The sequence below is a fragment of the Streptomyces sp. BoleA5 genome, assembly GCF_000373665.1.
Lineage (GTDB): Bacteria > Actinomycetota > Actinomycetes > Streptomycetales > Streptomycetaceae > Actinacidiphila.
In genome coordinates, this window is record NZ_KB892103.1 from 124,667 (window position 1) to 142,178 (window position 17,512).

At 73.2% G+C, this 17,512-nt stretch carries 16 protein-coding genes; 6 read left to right on the forward strand and 10 right to left on the reverse strand.

Annotated features, from left to right (window positions below):
• Positions 1-193: 193 nt before the first annotated feature.
• Entirely contained in the window at positions 194-1,495 is a 1,302-nt protein-coding gene (locus tag B085_RS0118920; RefSeq protein ID WP_199789219.1) for an MFS transporter, read from the reverse strand.
• Positions 1,496-1,605: 110 nt separating this feature from the next.
• Here B085_RS0118920 and B085_RS0118925 point away from each other — a divergent pair, with 110 nt between their 5' ends.
• On the forward strand, positions 1,606-1,953 hold the full coding sequence (locus tag B085_RS0118925) for an ArsR/SmtB family transcription factor (RefSeq protein WP_018560147.1): 348 nt from the start codon (positions 1,606-1,608) through the stop codon (positions 1,951-1,953).
• A gap of 9 nt (positions 1,954-1,962) precedes the next feature.
• On the opposite strand, the gene B085_RS0118930 is transcribed toward B085_RS0118925, so the two are convergent.
• Positions 1,963-3,852 carry an FHA domain-containing protein gene (locus B085_RS0118930; RefSeq protein WP_037731962.1) on the reverse strand — a complete coding sequence of 630 codons (1,890 nt, stop codon included), beginning with the start codon at positions 3,850-3,852 and terminating at the stop codon, positions 1,963-1,965.
• 523 nt (positions 3,853-4,375) lie between these two features.
• Here B085_RS0118930 and B085_RS0118935 point away from each other — a divergent pair.
• Complete coding sequence (locus tag B085_RS0118935; protein WP_158689766.1) at positions 4,376-4,576, forward strand: hypothetical protein; 201 nt, start codon at positions 4,376-4,378, stop codon at positions 4,574-4,576.
• Positions 4,577-4,589: 13 nt separating this feature from the next.
• Here the strand turns inward: B085_RS0118935 and B085_RS0118940 are convergent, their stop codons facing one another.
• Positions 4,590-5,615, reverse strand: coding sequence for a hypothetical protein (locus B085_RS0118940; protein ID WP_018560150.1), 1,026 nt, complete (start codon positions 5,613-5,615; stop codon positions 4,590-4,592).
• A gap of 111 nt (positions 5,616-5,726) precedes the next feature.
• Between B085_RS0118940 and B085_RS0118945 the strand changes: the two genes are divergently transcribed.
• Entirely contained in the window at positions 5,727-6,335 is a 609-nt protein-coding gene (locus B085_RS0118945; RefSeq protein ID WP_018560151.1) for a TetR/AcrR family transcriptional regulator, read from the forward strand.
• Positions 6,336-6,338: 3 nt separating this feature from the next.
• On the opposite strand, the gene B085_RS0118950 is transcribed toward B085_RS0118945, so the two are convergent.
• Positions 6,339-6,860, reverse strand: coding sequence for a GNAT family N-acetyltransferase (locus B085_RS0118950; protein WP_037731986.1), 522 nt, complete (start codon positions 6,858-6,860; stop codon positions 6,339-6,341).
• Between the two features lie 503 nt (positions 6,861-7,363).
• Here B085_RS0118950 and B085_RS0118955 point away from each other — a divergent pair.
• Positions 7,364-8,584, forward strand: a complete 1,221-nt coding sequence (locus B085_RS0118955) for a threonine synthase (protein WP_018560153.1) — start codon at positions 7,364-7,366, stop codon at positions 8,582-8,584.
• Between the two features lie 98 nt (positions 8,585-8,682).
• Here B085_RS0118955 and B085_RS0118960 read toward each other — a convergent pair whose 3' ends face one another.
• Positions 8,683-9,291, reverse strand: coding sequence for a flavin reductase family protein (locus tag B085_RS0118960; RefSeq protein WP_018560154.1), 609 nt, complete (start codon positions 9,289-9,291; stop codon positions 8,683-8,685).
• A 180-nt stretch (positions 9,292-9,471) separates the two neighbouring features.
• Between B085_RS0118960 and B085_RS0118965 the strand changes: the two genes are divergently transcribed.
• Positions 9,472-10,062 (forward strand): flavodoxin family protein, encoded by a 591-nt coding sequence (locus B085_RS0118965; RefSeq protein ID WP_018560155.1) that lies wholly within the window; start codon positions 9,472-9,474, stop codon positions 10,060-10,062.
• Between the two features lie 90 nt (positions 10,063-10,152).
• Entirely contained in the window at positions 10,153-10,626 is a 474-nt protein-coding gene (locus B085_RS0118970) for a carboxymuconolactone decarboxylase family protein (RefSeq protein ID WP_018560156.1), read from the forward strand.
• Positions 10,627-10,743: 117 nt separating this feature from the next.
• Here the strand turns inward: B085_RS0118970 and B085_RS0118975 are convergent, their stop codons facing one another.
• The 5 genes from B085_RS0118975 to B085_RS0118995 form a co-directional block, all read right to left on the reverse strand.
• On the reverse strand, positions 10,744-11,766 hold the full coding sequence (locus B085_RS0118975) for an acetamidase/formamidase family protein (RefSeq protein WP_018560157.1): 1,023 nt from the start codon (positions 11,764-11,766) through the stop codon (positions 10,744-10,746).
• Positions 11,763-13,175, reverse strand: a complete 1,413-nt coding sequence (locus B085_RS0118980; RefSeq protein WP_037731964.1) for an APC family permease — start codon at positions 13,173-13,175, stop codon at positions 11,763-11,765. Before B085_RS0118980 ends, B085_RS0118975 begins: the two co-directional genes overlap by 4 nt.
• A gap of 121 nt (positions 13,176-13,296) precedes the next feature.
• Positions 13,297-14,556, reverse strand: a complete 1,260-nt coding sequence (locus B085_RS0118985) for a DUF2201 family putative metallopeptidase (protein ID WP_018560159.1) — start codon at positions 14,554-14,556, stop codon at positions 13,297-13,299.
• Entirely contained in the window at positions 14,553-15,806 is a 1,254-nt protein-coding gene (locus B085_RS0118990) for an AAA family ATPase (protein WP_018560160.1), read from the reverse strand. Before B085_RS0118990 ends, B085_RS0118985 begins: the two co-directional genes overlap by 4 nt.
• A gap of 75 nt (positions 15,807-15,881) precedes the next feature.
• Entirely contained in the window at positions 15,882-17,309 is a 1,428-nt protein-coding gene (locus B085_RS0118995) for a hypothetical protein (RefSeq protein WP_018560161.1), read from the reverse strand.
• Between the last annotated feature and the right edge of the window lie 203 nt (positions 17,310-17,512).

Consider the following 17,512-nt stretch of genomic DNA (forward strand, 5'->3'; position numbering starts at 1 on the left):
TCGCCCAGCAGGGCGGTCAGCCGCGGCTACGGCGACCAGCGCCCTCCGCGGTGGAGGGGGTTGCCGTGGGAGCAGCCATGCCCGCCATCCCGTACGGCTGCGCTCCCGGCACGCGGACGCCTGACGGATACGGCAGGCCGGGCTGTCCCCACGAGACCCGCGGCGGGCGCGCCGGGCCCGGGCCGGAGTGGCGTCAGCCGCCCGATCCGGACCCGGACCCGGAGGCCGGTGCGGACGCCGCGGCGGGCACGGCGTGCCGGCCGGTGACGGCGGGAGGCTCACCCGCGGCGACGGAAGCGGAGGTGGCCGGGCCCGGAAGCGCGACCGCGGGCCTGCGCACGGCGGCTCCCGAGACGGCCGCGAGCAGCGCGAGCAGGACCACCACGGCGCCGTACACCGTCGCCGTGTCGTGCAGGCCGAAGGACGGAACGGCGAGCCCGGCCAGCACGGCGGGGACGCTCAGGGCCAGGTAGCTCACGACGTAGACCGACGCGAACAGCTCCGCCCTCTCCGTGGGACGGGCCAGTGCCGCCAGGGAGCGGAAGGCACCCAGGAAGGCGGCGCCGAAGCCGAAGCCCGCGAGCCCGGTCCCGACGAAGAACAGTGCCGTCGAGGGCCCGGCTAGCGCGAGCAGGGTGAGCCCCGTCCCCACGGCGAGCACCGCGGAGCCGCCGGTCATCATCCGCTGCGGCGTCACGTCGCGCACGACCAGCGAGGCGACGGCCGCCACACCGAAGAGGGTGGTCACGACCAGGCCGCCGACCAGGTGGCTGCCGAGGTGGAGCACCCCGGCGGTCAGGGAGGGACCGAGCGCGAGGTAGAGCCCGCCCATCGCCCAGGTGGCGACGAGGCAGGGCGTCGCCGCCAGGAAGGTGCGGCGGGCCTGCGCCGGCACGGCCACCCGGGGCCGCAGCGAGGCCCAGGCCCCCGGGCGCGGCGAGACGGGATCGGGCAGGAACAGCACCAGCGCCGCCAGGACCACGAAAACGGCGGTCAGCAGGGCGAAGACCAGGCGGGTGGGGGCGGGGGCGTACTCCACCAGCAGGCCCGCGCCCAGTGCCCCGGCGGCCAGTCCGGTGGCCGGGGCCGCGGTGTTCAGCAGTGAGCCGAGGGGCGAACCGGGCGACGGCTGCAGGTCGATCAGTCCCGCGCTGATGGCCCCCGCGGCCGCGCCCGTCGCCACGCCCTGCAGGACGCGCGCGAGGAACAGCGCCCCGACGCCGTCCGCGGCGAGGAAGACGACCATGGCCGCGGCCTCGACGACGAGCGCCGCGAGCAGCACCGGCCGCCGGCCGACGTGGTCGGAGAGCCCGCCGACGGTGAGCAGCGCCACCAGCAGCGCGAGCACGTAGACCGCGAAGACCGTGGTGAGCACGATCGACGAGAAGCCCCACTGGTGCTGGTAGACCACGTAGAGCGGGGAGGGCGCGCTGGAGGCGGCCAGGAAGGCGAGCAGGGTGGCGGCGAGCAACCAGAAGCCGACCGGACGCGGCATCCGCCTCACGGGGCGCTGGGTGTGCATATCGATTCTCCGAACGGTTCCAAAAATATCGAACCGTTCGAGGGTAAACACACATCCGCCGATTGTTCAACTATTATCGAACCATGACTGGAGCCCCCCGGGAGCTGCCGCACCCCGACACCGCGGACCTGGTGCTGACCGACGTGCTCTTCGCGCTGAGCGACCCCTCGCGGCTCGACCTGGTGCGCCGCCTGGCCGACCGCCCCCTGGAGGGCTCGGCCTGCCAGCCCGTCAACGGGGAGATCCCCAAGTCCACGCTCTCCCACCACCTCAAGACGCTCCGCGAGGCCGGGGTCATCCGCAACGACCCGCACGGCCGGCAGCGCCTGGTCAGCCTGCGGCGCCAGGACCTGGAGAGCCGCTTCCCCGGGTTGATCACCGCCGTCGTCGACGAGCCGGGCGCCGCACCGCCCGGACCGATCGACCTCTGACCCGGCGGCTCAGCCGCTCACCGGAGCCGTGCGCGAGGCGGCCCGCACGTCCTGGTAGAAGATGTCGATGTCGACCTCCTCACCACCGACGCTGACCGTGTCCCACGGACCGCTGTCCCGCAGGGTGCGCAACGTCTCGCTCCCGAGGGTCTCCAGATGCTCGCGCAGGACGGCGTCGTCGGGCATCCCTGCGATGCGCGGGGCCAGCCGTTCCCGGATCGCGCGGAGTTGTTCCATGAGGGCGTCGACATCGGCCGCACGGTCCGGCTTGCCGGCGGCGGACTCCTCGATGCTCCGAGCGATCTTGTCCTTGATCGCCTGGCCCACCCCGTTCTCGTCGGTGGTGATCATCGCGTTCCAGGCGCGGCTCTTGTGCCGGTACTGGAGCATCGACATCGCCGCCTCGTGCCGTACGAAGTCCGCGTCGCGCAGCGCCCTGCCGCGCCAGGTGCCGCTCAGTGTGCGGGCGAGCGAGATCGCCGAGGCCAGGCCGCTGTTCAGACCGCGCCCCGGCCAGAAGTGGATGGCGTTGGCGGCGTCCCCGAGCAGGAACCCGTACGTCCCCGGGCCGGCCGCGGTCGCCGGGTGCAGGCGCGCCGTGAAGCGCGGGCGCTGCACCATGTCGAGACGGAAGGCGGTGATCGCGCTCAGGTCCTGCTCGTCGACGTCGAAGAGCGCCAAGCCCTCCTTGATGCGCTGCCACAGCGCCGAGCCCTTCAGGAGGGCGGGCAGGAAGAACGTGCTGTGGGTGGAGCAGTGGAAGTCGCCGTGGCCGTCGCGGCTCATCACACAGGGGCGGGAGGCGATGCACTGCTCGAAGACCTGCCGCACGGGGTCGATCCCGACCACCTCGCGCGCCTCGGCGTCGGTCAGCCGCATGTTCAAAAAGCCCTCGCCGCGCAGGGAGTTGAGGAGGAAGCGGTTCTGCGCGACGGTCAGCAGGACGGTCATGGGGTCGGAGAGCCTCGACTTGACGCGCAGCCCCAGCACCACGTCCTGGAGGTGCTCCCCGTCCAGGGAGTAGATCGACGTGTCGGGGGTCCCGAACCTGGCGGCGAAGTGCTCGCGCGTGCGCGACCGGCCGCCCTCGCAGATCGCCAGGACGTGGTTTTGGGCGACCGTCTCCGCCTGCTCGGCCGCGTCGAACCGGGCGGGGACCAGGCGAATGCGGTCGCGCCTGCCGTTCGCCAGGTCCAGCAGCGTGTCCTCGACGTAGGCGATGCGGATGTTGCGCGGGTTGAAACCGCGGATCGAGTCCGGGCCCGCGGGCCACATCTCGGTGTACGTGCCCTCCGTGAACAGCCGGTCCTGCACCTCATCGGGCAGGTTCAGATACTGCCGGCTCTGCACCGTCACGACCTGCTGCCGCCGTACGTTGCCCTGCCCCTCGTCCTTCCAGACGACGCGGTCCCCCTCCTGCGCCCAGCGGCTGTCGTGGACGGTGATCGAGACCCGCCGGCCCATCAGGTTCTCCAGCAGCAGGGCGAACGCCAGGCCCACCGGACCGCCGCCCGCCACCGTCACCTTCAGCACCGGTCCGGGCTCCTCCGGCTCCGCCGGCGGTATCAGCGCCTCCAGCACGGAGAGGTCGAGGATGGTCTCCATCGCGTCGGCGGCCTCGAAGCCGAAGGTCTCGTCGCCGATGCCGATCTCGTCGCCGGGCTGCAGCACGTGCGACGTCACGGGTTCCCCGTTGACCCGCGTCCCGTTGCTGCTCCCCCGGTCGTAGAGCACGAAGCCGTGACCCTCGCGGCGCACCTCCGCGTGCAGTCGGGAGACGCTGACGCTGGCGATAACCACCGTGTTCCCGGCCTTGCGCCCGAACGTGACGGGCTTGTCGCCGATCCCGAACCTCTCCCCTGCCAACGTGCCTCGACGCCCGACTATCTCAGGAGGCATTGGTCCCTCATCTCGTGTCAACGAACCCCGGGGAACGCACGCACAGTCCCTGGCTGCCCAACCCGCCCACCGTGGGAAACACCCCCGGCCCAACACGTCGCGGAACCACCCCCCGCACGGCCGCCGGCTACGCCCCCGGGGACCGGCCGCCTCCGTCATCCGTCGCATCGACGGGCCGCCCGAACCACGCGGCCGTCGCGCCGGCGGTGGAGCTCCACCGCGACGACGGGAGGACCCGGGACGGGGGCCGGCCGCGGCGGCCATGACCTCTGGCCAGGGGTCCCGTCGCGTCATCCGTTCGGAGCATCGGGGGCGACGGGGCCGCCGCCCTCGTCGCGACCTCGCGAGGGCGGCATGACCAGGTGCGCCAAGGGCGGCGGCGGTTCACTCGATTTGCGTTCGACGCGGCCGCGAGGACGATAACGGACGGAGCCCGTCTCATCCGGTCCGGTCGGCGGACCAGCTTCCACCGACCGTTGTTCGCGCCCCCGACGGCGCGACGGCCGCACGGAAGGGAGCAGCCGTGTTGATATCCGCCGTGCTCGTACCGCTCATCATGCTCGCCGCCGTCCTGGCGCCCAACTGGTACCAGGCGTGGAAGGCGTACTGCGAATCGGTCAGGCTGCCGGTGCCCGCTCCGGAGGGCGACGAGGCGGTCGGCGACCGCCGGGGCCGGTGGGCGTCGGAGCTCGCGCGGCTGCGGAACCGCCCCCCGCAGGACTGAGCGGCACGTCGTCTCAGTGCCCCCGGTGGTACTCCGCGAGTGCCGTGAAGGCCTCCTTGGGTTCCCACGGCATCCCCGGGTACGCGGTGCCGGTGCGGCCGTCGAGGACCTTGACGACGCCGTAGCTCGCCAGGTCCAGGTCCTCGCGGGGGTCGCCGTGGGGGCGGTGCGGGTGGTCGTGGAGGGCGAAGGTGAACACGAAGGTGGTGTCGACACCGCCGGCGTCGAACGCCTCCAGCAGCTCACGCAGGTACGCCGCCTGGCCGGCCTCGTCGCGCGCGTAGGCACCGTTCAGCCGCAGGGGCGCGCGGGTCCGCGGATCGTACTCGACGATTTCCAGCCCGCGCGCGCCCGCGTCACCGGCGCCCTCGTAGCTCGCCGCGCCGAACTCGGTGACGGCCACCGGCTTCCCCTGGGCGACGAGGTCGCGGACGCCGTCGGCGAAGCGGTCGGCGATCGCGGCCGACCGGTAGAGGTCCAGGGACACGAAGTCGAACGGGGTCCAGTCGACACGTTCCAGCGGCACCGCGGCGTACGTGACCTTGCCCGCGAAGCGCTCACGGACCAGTGACACGGCCTTGCCGAGGAAGGCGTTGACGCGCTCGCCGGCCTCGGCGATGTGCTCGCGGGCACGGTCCGGCCGGGCCAGCAAGGCCACCCGCTCCGCGGTGCTGTCGCCGGGCAGGAACCCCTTGTTCATCAGGCTGAGTTCGGCGCCGGTCACGAACACGACCTCGGCCCCCCGCCGCCTGAGCCGTTCCGCACGCTCGGCACAGTCGGCGAAGAGCGACAGTGTCTCGTCCTCGGAGAGTTCGAGCGGGTACGGCGAGAACCAGACCTCGAGCCCGAGGTCCGCGGCATGGCCCGCGGTGAGCTCCATCCGGTTCGGATCGCCGCCCATGACGCGGACCGCGTCGCAGTGCAATTCGTCCCGGATCAAGCGCAGTTCGCGCTTCACCACGTCCGGGTCGAACCCCTTGTGGCCGACCTGTCCACCGAAGACGAACCCGGTGTCGTAGCTGATGCCCTTGGCGCGCATGCGTCGCCCTCTCCGACGGAATTTACGGTACGGCAAGTACCCTAATTGCCGAGGAGCCCGGGCAGCAAGGAGAATCGGAAGGTACGCGCCGTACCGATGAGGGGAGGAGCCGTGCCAGGGGACCCCACGGGGCAGACGCGCCGGCGCGGAGCGGCCCTGGAGGAGGCGATCCTCCGTGCCGCGGTGGACGAGCTCGCGGAGTCCGGCTACGCCGGGCTGACCATGGACAAGGTCGCCGCCCGGGCCGGGACCAACAAGAACGCCATCTACCGCCGCTGGCCCCACCGCCTCGCCCTGGGGATCGCCGCCTACCGGCGCATGACGACGTCCGTCCCCCTCCCCGACACGGGCGATCTGCGGGAGGACGTCCTGGAGTTGCTGCGCGGGGCGAACCGCCACTGGAGTTCGCCCCTGGGCGCGATCCTGCGCGAACTGCTCGCCGCGGCCGGCGGCGCGGCGGAATTCCTGGGGCAGTTGCAGGACCAGTCCGGCGACGCCGTCGCCGCCCCGTGGCTGACGGTCCTGGGCCGCGCGATCGCCCGCGGTCAGGCCGCTCCCGAGGCGCTCCGTCCCAGGGTCGCCACCGTGGCGGTCGTCCTGCTGCGCAACGAGTTCGTCGTGCGCGGGGTGCCCACGGCGCCGGACGACGTCCTGGTGGAGATCGTGGACGAGGTGTACCTGCCCCTGGTGCGCCGGCACGGTCCCGTCCCGGGCCGGTGACGCTCAGGCCCGCGGGTCGGTGTCCGTCCCCGCGCCGGTCCAGGTGATGGCGAAGTACCTGACGCGTTCGTCCTGTCCGGCCGGCCGCATGCCGGCCGCGGTCATGACGTGATGCGAGGCGATGTTGTCCAGGTCGGCGCCGCCCTTCACACGGGTGACGCCGCGCTCCCGCGCGAACAGCAGCAGTCCGCGCAGGGCTTCGGAGGCGTATCCGCTGCCCCGCGCCGACGGGACGAGGCCGTAGCCGATGGTGACGTCGCCGTTCTCGTCCGGGGCGCCGTGGAAGCCGATGCCGCCGATCACCCGGCCGTCCTCGCGGCGGCGGATCTCGTAGTTGCCGAACGGCCGGGGGTCGCCGGGGCCCGCGAAGGTCTCCAGCAGGCGCCGGGCGGCGAACACATCCCCCTCGGCGGGGTATCCGGACGCCCAGCGGGCAGCGTCGTCCGGTTCGCCCGCCAGCACGCGCTCGGCCTCGGCGGCGGTCATCGGATGGAGCACAAGCCGTGCTGTCGCAAGATCACTCATGGCACGAAGGGGTATCAGGCGTGGCGGGCCTACCGCACCCGGATTATCCGGGTCGCCCAGCGCCGTCCACGTCACGGTCTCGTCGAGGAAGCCTGCCACCACGCGGTTGAACAGGGCCGGGTTCTCCCGGAACATCAGGTGGCTGCCTCCCTCGGCCGCGGAGGAGACGCGGGTGCCCGCGCACCCGGGACGAGGGAGGCGATCCACTCGGTCGTCCGGACGGGAAGAAGCGTCCGGTGCGATCACGCGGCGGCGGCCGCTGCTCAGCCCGTCGGTCTGCGGGCCGAACTCGGCGGCGCTCTGCGCGAAACCGGGGACGAGGACGAGTGGTGCCCAAGGCGGCCGCCTCCGTGCAGCACAGCCGCACCCCGTCGCTGGTGACCACCTCGCCCTCGCGGCGTTCCGCGGGCGGGGGGCCGGTCGTCACATCGTCCATGGCACCTCGTGCGCCGCCCGGGCGGCGCCTTTCCATCCCAGGCGCCCGGCGAGGTATGAAGGGAGGCATGACCTTGCCATTCAGTGCGCTGACGCATCTGGAGTGCGCGCGGTGCGGCCGCCGCCACGACGCCGACCGGGTGCAGAACCTGTGCGCGTGCGGATCGCCGCTCCTCGCCCGCTACGACCTGGACCGGGTCCGGGACTCGCTCTCGCCCGCGGACCTCGCGGGGCGCCCGCAGAGCCTGTGGCGCTACCACGAACTGCTGCCCGTACGCGATCCGGCACACGTCGTCACCCTGGGCGAGGGCATGACGCCCCTGGTGCCGCTGCCGCGGTACGGCGCCTCGATCGGCGTGCCGGGGCTGGTGATGAAGGACGAGGGGCTGATACCCACCGGCAGCTTCAAGGCGCGGGGCGCGGCCGTCGGCGTGGCCAGGGCGCTGGAACTGGGCGCGCGCGGGATCGCCATGCCCACCAACGGCAACGCGGGGGCGGCGTGGGCGGCCTACGCCGCGCGGGCGGGCCTGGAGGCGCTCATCGCGATGCCGGCGGACGCGCCGTCGATCACGCGGGCCGAGTGCGCCGCGGCGGGAGCCGGCCTGTACCTGGTGAACGGCCTGATCGGTGACGCGGGCCGGCTGGTGGCGGAGAAGATCGCCGCCGAGCCCGGCGTCTGGATGGACGCGGCGACGCTCAAGGAGCCGTACCGCATCGAGGGCAAGAAGACCATGGGTCTGGAGATCGCCGAGCAGCTCGGCTGGCGCGCGCCCGACGTCATCGTCTACCCCACCGGCGGCGGTGTCGGCCTCATCGGCATCCACAAGGCCCTGCTCGAACTGCGTGCCCTGGGGTGGCTGCAAGGGCCGATGCCCCGGCTGGTGAGCGTGCAGGCCTCCGGATGCGCCCCGATCGTGCGCGCCTTCGAGAAGGGCGAGCGCACCAGTGAGCCGTGGGAGGACGCGCGCACGGTGGCGTTCGGCATCACCGTGCCCAAGGCGCTGGGCGACTTCCTCGTCCTCGACGCGGTGTACGAGACCGGCGGCCGGGCCGTCGCCGTCGACGACGAGGATTTGCTCGCCGACCGCGACAGGTGCGCCGCGGCCGACGGGGCCCTGCTGTGCCCGGAGGGCGCGGCGACCCTGTCGGCGGTCCGGGTCCTGCGCGAGCAGGGGTGGCTGTCCGGGGACGAGGAGGTCGTGGTGCTGAACACCGGCGCGGCGGCCAAGTACCCGGAGTCGTTCCGGGTCGACCCGCCGGTCCTGGAGCTCACCGACCGCATCCCCTGAGCCCACGCCGCCGGGACAGAACCGCGGCCCTGCCGCCTGGTGGTCCGCGGCTCGACGGCGCCGCCGGCGTAGATCGGCGCCGCGCTCCCCTCCGGTGCTCACCGGGGGCCGGGCTCCTCGTACGGGATGCGGTTCAGGTGCCGGATCTCGCCGAGCGTGCCCCATTCGTCGGCTCCGAGCTTGGTGAGCGGACGCAGCAGCGGGGCGCTGGGACGGCCGTCGGCCAGGACGTCCCGGTCGGCCACGGCGTGCACCACGCGCCCGAAGACGAGGGTGGAGTTGCCCATCCGCAGGCTGGTGTGCGAGCGGCACTCCAGGGCGACCGGTGAGGCGCGGACGCGGGGCGGACGGACCCTCAGACTGGGCTCGCGCTCGACGCCCGCGTAGTCGAACTCGCTGACGTGCCGCGGGAAGTCGGTGGCCGTGGCGTTGACCAGCGGCATGAGCGCCTCGGTGGCGAAGTTCACCACGAAGTCGCCGGTCTCCTCGACGTTGCGCAGCGAGTCCTTGCGGCCGATCGAGGTGAACTGCACGATCGGCGGATCGGTGCTGGCGATGCTGAAGAAGGAGTGCGGTGCGAGGTTCTCGGAAAGGCCGTCGGGGGTGACGGTGGAGATCCAGGCGATCGGCCGGGGCACGACCACGGAGGTCAGGAAGCGGTAGAAGGCGGGACCGCCCATGGCCTCGGGATCGAAGTCGACGCGCATGGCCGCAGTATTCCCGGCCGCCGCCCGCCATCCCGTCCGCCCGGCGGTCACCGGCGTGTCGGGCCCCGGCGTGCTCCTCGTCACAAACGGCCGGTCGGCGTCATAGCGGTGGGAGCTGTTCGGTCCTGGTGGATGAGGGCTCCCTGAGGGGCCGGACAGCTCACCGCAGGAGGAACGTCCATGACCACCCCCGTCGTCGCGATCGCCTACCACTCCGGCTACGGCCACACGACCGTCCTCGCCGAAGCCGTGCGTGCCGGTGCCGTGGAAGCCGGCGCCGTCGTCCATCTGGTCAAGGTCGACGAGATCACCGAGGAGCAGTGGGAGCTGCTCGACGCCGCGGACGCGATCGTCTTCGGTTCCCCGACCTACATGGGCACGGCCTCGGGTGCCTTCCACCAGTTCGCGGAGACGACCTCCAAGCGCTGGTTCGTCCACTCGTGGAAGAACAAGCTGGCCGCCGGGTTCAGCAACTCCGGTGCCAAGAGCGGCGACAAGCTGCACACCCTGCAGTACTTCTCCATCCTCGCCGCCCAGCACGGCATGACCTGGGTCAACCTCGGCCTGCACCCGGGCTGGAACAGCACCTCGGCCTCCGAGGACGACCTCAACCGCCTCGGCATCTACCTCGGCGCGGGTGCCCAGACGCACACCGACGTCGGTGCGGACGAGGTCCACAAGGCCGACATCGCGACCGCCGAGCACCTCGGCCGCCGGGTCGCCGAGCAGGCCCGCATCTACGCCGCGGGACGCGCGGTCGTCGGCGCCTGACCGGACGGTCCGCCAGGCGCCCCGCTGTCACATTCGGCGGGGCGGCCCGGTCATCACTGCGAATCCCACCCCACAGCAGAGGAGCTCAGCATGGAAGCCCGCGTGAACTACTTCGGCCACGCCCTCGCCGGCAAGGTCATGAGGCACCTGAACTCGGCGAGCAAGGTACTGGCGGAGTCCACGCTGCCGGTCCTGACCCAGGAGCTGGTGAAGATCCGCGCCAGCCAGATCAACGGCTGCGGCTTCTGCACCGACATGCACACCAAGGAGGCGGCCGCGGCCGGCGAGACCTCGGTGCGCCTGAACCTGATCGCGACCTGGCGCGAGGCCACGGTCTTCGACGAGGCCGAGCGCGCGGCCCTGGAGCTGGCCGAGGAGGGCACCCGGGTCGCCGACGCCGCCGGTGGCGTCTCCGACGCGGTCTGGGGGAACGCCGCCAAGCACTTCGACGAGGACCAGCTGGTCGCCCTGATCTCGCTCATCGCCGTGATCAACGCGTACAACCGGATCAACGTGATCAACCAGCAGCCGGCCGGTGGCTACCAGCTCGGCATGTTCGGCTGACCTGCGGTTCCCGCCGCCGGCGTCGCCCAGGCCGGGCCGTCCGTCCCCGTACCGTTCCCGACCGCGGTACGGGGACGGACGGCGCTTCCCGGCCGTCCCCGCGGCGCCGGCGGCGGTTCAGCGTGTACGGAGGTAGTCGAGGCCCTTCTCGCGCAGCGACCGGTGCAGCCCGTCGTAGGCCGGCGCCCCGCCCAGCACGGTCTTGGGCAGCTTGGCGACCACGGTGTAGTTGGTGTCGACCACGTTGCCGATCGGCGCCAGCCCGGCCTGGCTGACCAACTGGTACGCGTCGAGCTGGTGCAGGCCGGTGAGGGTGGACGTCCAGCCGACCAGGTCGTGCTGGCTGATCCGGTAGGCGTCCTCGAGCGGCCGTACCGACCCGGTCGACATCAGGAACCGGTCGTCCTCCATGCGCGGCCACGCGGGGGCGCCGCCCTTGAGCAGGTCGATCACCACCACGGTGTCCATCGCGGCCTCGACCGCGGTGCCGCACACCTCGCCCTCGCCCTGCCGGCAGTGCCCGTCGCCGATCGCCAGCTGCGCCCCCGGCACGTTGACGCGGAGGTAGAGGGTGGTGCCGGCGCGCAGCTCCGGGGTGTCCATGTTCCCGCCGTGCGCGCCCGGGGTGATGCTCATGACGACCTCGCCGGCCGCGGGGGCGACGCCCACCGTGCCGTGCATCGGGTCGAGGGGCAGCTCGACCGTGTGGTCGGAGAAGCGGGCCTGGAACCGGCAGCTGTTGCGCTCGCGGTCGATCCCGTAGCGCCAGACGACCTCCTGCAGCGGGTCGTGGAGCATCGCCGTGGAGTGCGTGGTGGTCAGCGCGCCGAAGTGGGGGAAGGTGGTCGACACGCCCCAGTCGCGGGCGGGGGCGATGTCGACGAAGTGGACGGCCAGGGTGTCGCCCGGCTCGGCGCCCTCGACGTGGATCGGGCCGGTGACGGGATTGAGGTACGGGAACTCGCACACCTTGCTCGGCAGGTCGTCGGGGCCGCGGACCAGACCGCCGAAGCAGTCCTCGGTGAACAGTTCCACGACCGTGCCCGGGCGTACGCGCAGCAGCGGCTCTCGCGGGCCGCCGAAGGCGTAGGCGTACTGCTCGGGGGTGGGGTGGAGCCGTACGACGTCGATGTCGTTCATGACTGTCCGGCCTCCTCGGCGGCGATGGGCTCGTCGGGTATCTCCGTGCGCCGGCCGGCGACGAGCAGACCCACCATCAGGACGGCGCCGATGGCCAGCCAGAGGAAGCCGAGTCGCTGGGCGGTGACCTTGGCGTTGACCACCACGAAGGTGAGGATCGCGAAGCCGATCAGCGGTGCGATCAGGTGGCGCCACCAGTCGCGGCTGCCCTGGCGCACGACGTAGTGGACGACGACCGAGACGTGCAGGACCAGGAAGGCAGTCATCGCGCCGAAGTTGACCAGCGAGCTGAGCAGCGTGATGCCGTCGTCCCGGGAGTTCATGTAGAGACCGAGGCCGAGCGAGACCACCGCCACCAGGAAGGTGGCGTTGACGGGCACCCGGCGGCGGGCGTCGACCCTGGCGAGGAAGGCGGGGAGCTGCCGGTCGCGGGCCATCGCGAAGAGCAGCCGGGAGGTGGCCGCCTGGGCGACCAGGGAGTTGGCGAAGCCCCAGGCGATGGCGGTGGCGAGCGCGCTGAGGGTGCCCAGCCATTCGCCTCCGGCGACCCGGGCGGCATCGTAGAAGGCGGTGCCGCCCGGGTCTCCCTCCTTGATCAGCGTAGGCACTTCGGGAACCAGCATCGCCGCGATCCAGGTCTGCACGATGAACAGCGCTCCGGCGAGCAGCAGCGCGGCCACCATGGCCCGGCCGATCGCCCGCGCGGATTCGCGGTTCTCCTCGGCGAGGGTGGAGATGCCGTCGAAGCCGAGGAAGCTGAGCACGGCGATCGACACCGCCCCGAAGATCAGGGACCAGGAGAAGGTGCCGGAGTCGTAGAAGGCGTGGAAGCCGGAGCCGTTGCCCTTGCCCCCGATGAGCGCGAGGACGCCGAAGGCGAGGAAGATCGCGAGGACGACCAGTTCGGCCAGCAGCATGATCTTGTTGATCCGGGCGGTCATCTCGATACCGAGCCAGTTCACGACGGTGTTGAGGACGACGAACCCGATCAGCCAGACCCAGACCGGCACCGAGGCGATCAGCGAGTTCATCGCCACGGCGGCGATCAGGTAGAGCAGGGCCGGCACGAGGATGTAGTCGAGCAGGATCATCCAGCCGGACAGGAAGCCGACCGGCGCGCCGATGCCCCGCCCCGCGTACGAGTAGACCGACCCGGCCATCGGGAAAGCCCGGGACATCTGGGCGTAGGAGTGCGCCGTGAACATCATCGCCAGCATGCCGATGGCGTAGGCGAGGGCGACCATGCCGCCCGAGCCCTGGAAGACGCCGCCGAAGATGCCGAAGGGCGCGATCGGCACCATGAAGACCAGGCCGTAGACCACCAGGTCCCGGAAGCCCAGTGACCGCGCCAACTGCTGGGTGTAGCCGTACTTCCCGAGATCTTGCCCATGAGGTGCGCTGTCGCTCACGTCGCCTCCCCGGCGGCCGCGGTCCCCTGACTGGCGGGGTGATCTTAGGGTCCGCGGCCGACGCAGGGGAACGCTTGTGCACAGGGATTCTGACGGAACACGAGATCCCCTCCCGCGACCGTCACCCGGCGGCCCCGGACGACCCGATGACGACCACGCGGGCCCAGTCCGGGGGTGTGTCCGGCACGTAGTCGGGGTCGTTCTCACGCCACGAACGCCCCGCGCCCCGGCGGGGGAACAGGCCCACGACCGTTCGGCACGCCGGACGCGACCGTGGCCAGGGCGTCTGACCGTCGGTCAGCACCACGACGACGTCCGGCCGCGGCCGGGTGCGCAGCGCCCGCGCGAAGCCGCTGCGCAGGTCCGTACCGCCACCGCCCACCAGCGGGATGTCCTCGGCGCTGCACAACGGGTGGGCGATCCGTGCCGCGGCGTCGCACGGAACGACGGTGACCATGTCGCGGCGGCCGCCCACCGCGCGGGAGATGGCGGCCACTTCGAGGAGCGCGCTGCCCAGTTCCGCGTCGCTGACGGAGCCGGACGTGTCGATGACCACGCAGACCCGGGGCGGTCTGCGCCGCAGACTCGGCAGGACGACTCCGGGCACGCCGGCCGACCGGCGCGAGGGCCGTCCGTAGCTGTAGTCCTGGCCCGCGCCGGAACCGGAGGCCGCCGAGCGCACCGCCGCTCCCAGCAGGTCCCGCCACTGCTGCGGCGGCTGGAACGCCTCCTCGGCCCACCGCCGCCAGCTTTTGGGCGCGTTGCCCGGGCGGCCGTTGACGGCCTGCGCCACGCGGAAGCGGACGGCGTCGCGTTCCTGCTCGCCCAGGCCGTGGGCGCCCTCCGGACCGAGGTCCCACTCGCGTTCCAGGCCGTCCGCGCCGCTGCCGCAGTCCAGCCAGACGAAGTCCTGGGTGAGCGGGCCGATCCCGAACAGTCCGAGGTAGTCCTCCATGAGCTTCCCCTCGGGGAGCCCCAGGGATTGCGGGAGCACCGCGCCCCGGGGCGTGTCCAGCCCTTCCCCGAAGGCGTCGTCGTTGACCTCGCAGTCCGCGGCGATGTTCATCCGCAGCCGCTCCGCCGGGCCCTCCAGCCCCTGCTGCCGTGCGACGCGGTCACCGCGCCCGTGGTGGTCGCGCAGCAGGTGCGACACCTCGTGCACCCACACCCCGGCCAGTTCCTCGAGCGGCGTGCGGTCCACGAACGCCGGCGAGACGTAGCACCGCCAGTGCGGGTCGACGGCCATCGTCGGCACCCGCCGGGACTCCACGACGTGCAGCGCGAACAGCGCCGTCGCCAGGTAGGGGCGGACCCGCGCGGCGTACAGCCGGGCGGCGAAGAGCTTCTCGCGGTCCAGGGCCGCCGGCGCCCGCGCGCTCACCGGCCGGCCTTCGCGACGAGCCCGGACCGCTCTGCCGCCCGGTCGGCGCGCCGGGACAGGGACACCGCTCCGGCCAGCCGCTCGATGGCCGCGGGGACGTCCCAGTCCTCGCGGCGCAGCGAGGCGAGCGTGGTCGCCGGGACGACCACCAGGTCCGGGGCCCCGGTCTCCAGGGCCCGGACGAGCAGCGCCCACGCCGCGTCCCAGCGCGCCTTCTCCGGCCGGTAGCGGACGGCGTCCACCACGCCGTCCAGGACGGCCTGGCGCAGGTCGCCGCGCTCGGGCAGTACGGCACCGTCCGGGTCGGCGAGCACGTCCTCGGGGTCGGGGAGGTCCATCCGGTCGATGCTCGCCAGCAGTTCCAGCCCCGGGCCGTCCCCCACGGTGCCCCGGACGAGCAGGGAGAGCACCTCCTGGGAGGCCCCGGCCGCGGTCGCGAAGGCGATCAGGCACAGCGTCATCTCCCAGCTGCGCGGGGACGGCCAGGCACCGCCGCGGCGGGTCTCGCCGGTGGGGAGGCGGTGGACCAGGCCGGGGCGGGCGGCGAGCAGCCCGCACACCACGCGCCGGGCGAAGTCCACGGCACCGGGCAGCCTGCCCGGATCGAGCCGGGGCAGCGTCGCCCGGGGCCAGGTCCCGCCCAGGCCTCGGACCACCACGTCGTGGTCGTGGGTCCACTGGAGGTGGACGAACCGGTTGGCCAGAGGCGCGCTCAGCTCCCAGCCGTCGGCCGCCGACGAGCGGGGGTTCGCGGCGGCCACGATCCGCACCCCGGACGGCAGCCGCAGGGCGCCGATCCGCCGCTCCAGCACGAGGCGGAGCAGGGCCGCCTGCACGGCGGGCGGCGCGGTGGACAGCTCGTCGAGGAACAGCAGACCACGGCCGGACCGGACCAGGCGTACGGCCCAGTCCGGCGGGGCCATCGGGACGCCCTGCTCGGCGGGGTCGTCCCCGACGACGGGCAGGCCGGAGAAGTCGGACGGCTCGTGGACGCTGGCGATCACCGTGGTCAGCGGAAGGTCGAGCGCGGCGGCGAGCTGGGTGAGCGCGGCGGTCTTGCCGATCCCGGGCTCGCCCCACAGCAGCACCGGCAGGTCGGCGGCGACGGCCAGGGTGAGGGCCTCCAGCTGGATGTCGGGGCGGGGTTCGGTGGTGGTGCGGCGCAGCATGGTCAACAGGGCTTCGGCGACGTCGAGTTGGGGTTCGCCGGCCGGGTCGGAGGGCAGGACGGAGCGGGCGTGCGTGGGCATGGGTGATCACCTCGGGGGTTCGTGAAGCCGAAGGGGTGCAGGGGCGTGCGCGGGGGCGCCGCGCACACTCCGCGGTCAGCGGGCGGTGCGGTACCGCGGGTCGGGACGGCCGCGGCGGGGCCGGGTGCGGAGCGCCGGGGGGTACGCGCGCGGCGGCACCCGCCCGGGGGCGGGCCCGGCGAGGCCGGCCCGGAACAAGCCGTAGGCGATGCGCCGTTGGGCTGCGGCCTCCAGTTCGTCCCGCAGCGGGCCGTCGCGGAGCACCGCGCCGGGACCGAGCAGGCCCTCGACGACGGCCAGCGCGCCGGCGATGTCGCCGTGGTCCAGGCGTGCCCGTACGTCGGAGAGGGACTCCGGGCGCCGGTGCGCCCGGTCGATCGCCTGCAGGCACGGCAGCGGGGTGCCGGTCAGCGCGACCAGCAGCTCCTCCCGGCGGATCTCCTCCGGCTCGTGGTCCAGCGCCGTCAGGACGCCGTCGACCAGGCCGATCCGGTGCGGTGCGCCCCGGCACTCCACGACGCGCGGTAGTCCCGGCCCGCCCCGCGGCAGGGACGGCCCGGGCGTCGGGTGGCCGGGCACGAGCGCGGCCGCCACCAGCGGGTGCAGTCCGTCGGCGGCGATCAGGCCGGCGGCGAGCAGTTCCACATCCGGCGGCACCCAGGTCGCCGCGTCCGGCAGCACCGGCAGGGACCAGTTGCCGCCGCCGGCTCCGGTCGCCTCCGTGATCCGAGCGGTGGGCCCTCCCGCGCCGTCGTCCGCGCCGGTCGCGTCCACGAGCAGCCGGTGGCGCGAGCCCAGGCGCACGGTGACGGTGCCGGAGGTCCGGCCCTCGGCACGCAGCACCATCCGCGCCTCGTCCTCCCACCGGTCGACCGCGCAGCGCTGGTGCGGCGGCAGTGGCCCGGTCGGTTCCGGGTCCGGGAGGAGGGGCGGATCGACGGGCCGCCGGCCGCCGGTTCCGGCGCGGAACGGCAGCTCACCGGTTCTGCGCGCGTCCCACAGGTGCCGGTGCAGATCGAGGCGGAACCGCCGGTGGGGCCGGTGGTGCGGATGGTGGCGGGCGCCCGCCCCGGGGCGGGCCGGGTCCCACAGCGCCAGGCTGAACCGCTGCCCGCCGTCCGCCCACGCGGGCGGGGTCCGGACCACGAGGTGCACCCGGTCGCCGCCCCCCGGCGCCGAGGCCCCGTACCGGGCCAGGGTGATGGTCAGCGCCGGGCGCAGCAGACCGTCGGGGGCGACCCGCGGCATGTGCCAGCGCAGCAGATCGGGAGCCAGATGGCGGAGGTCGGCCCGGACCCGGGCCGCGAGTTCCCTGCCGTGGGTGCGGGCGAGGGAGCGCAGGTCGAGGTCGACGTCGATACCGGCGGCGGCACACGCCCCGGCCCAGTCACCGGTTCGGCGGCGGGCGGTCGCGGTCTCGACCATGGACGGCGGCACGGCGAACTCGCGCACGCGCAGCCAGAAGGAGAGGCGGGAATCCTCGTTCGCGGTCTGAGTGAGCATCAGCACTCACCTTGCGCGGACGGGTCCCCCAATCTGGAAGAGGATTCAGTCGTCATCGCCGGGAGCATAGCGTTCACCGTCACTATCTGTCAGGCCCCCCGGATAAACGGGTGCCGTAGGCCTCCCCGCCGGAGCGCCGCGCCGAGGTCCGGGCCCTCAGCCGGTCCGGTACGGCACGAGGGGGCGCCCTCCCGTGGCCCGGC

Coding starts and splice junctions, on each gene's coding strand:
- B085_RS0118975 (WP_018560157.1), bottom strand. CDS start 11,766: ATGAACGACATCGACGTCGTACGGCTCCACCCCACCCCCGAGCAGTAC.
- B085_RS0118965 (WP_018560155.1), top strand. CDS start 9,472: ATGACCACCCCCGTCGTCGCGATCGCCTACCACTCCGGCTACGGCCAC.
- B085_RS0118995 (WP_018560161.1), bottom strand. CDS start 17,309: ATGCTCACTCAGACCGCGAACGAGGATTCCCGCCTCTCCTTCTGGCTG.
- B085_RS0118930 (WP_037731962.1), bottom strand. CDS start 3,852: ATGCCTCCTGAGATAGTCGGGCGTCGAGGCACGTTGGCAGGGGAGAGG.
- B085_RS0118940 (WP_018560150.1), bottom strand. CDS start 5,615: ATGCGCGCCAAGGGCATCAGCTACGACACCGGGTTCGTCTTCGGTGGA.
- B085_RS0118955 (WP_018560153.1), top strand. CDS start 7,364: ATGACCTTGCCATTCAGTGCGCTGACGCATCTGGAGTGCGCGCGGTGC.
- B085_RS0118970 (WP_018560156.1), top strand. CDS start 10,153: ATGGAAGCCCGCGTGAACTACTTCGGCCACGCCCTCGCCGGCAAGGTC.
- B085_RS0118990 (WP_018560160.1), bottom strand. CDS start 15,806: ATGCCCACGCACGCCCGCTCCGTCCTGCCCTCCGACCCGGCCGGCGAA.
- B085_RS0118960 (WP_018560154.1), bottom strand. CDS start 9,291: ATGCGCGTCGACTTCGATCCCGAGGCCATGGGCGGTCCCGCCTTCTAC.
- B085_RS0118925 (WP_018560147.1), top strand. CDS start 1,606: ATGACTGGAGCCCCCCGGGAGCTGCCGCACCCCGACACCGCGGACCTG.
- B085_RS0118920 (WP_199789219.1), bottom strand. CDS start 1,495: ATGCCGCGTCCGGTCGGCTTCTGGTTGCTCGCCGCCACCCTGCTCGCC.
- B085_RS0118950 (WP_037731986.1), bottom strand. CDS start 6,860: ATGAGTGATCTTGCGACAGCACGGCTTGTGCTCCATCCGATGACCGCC.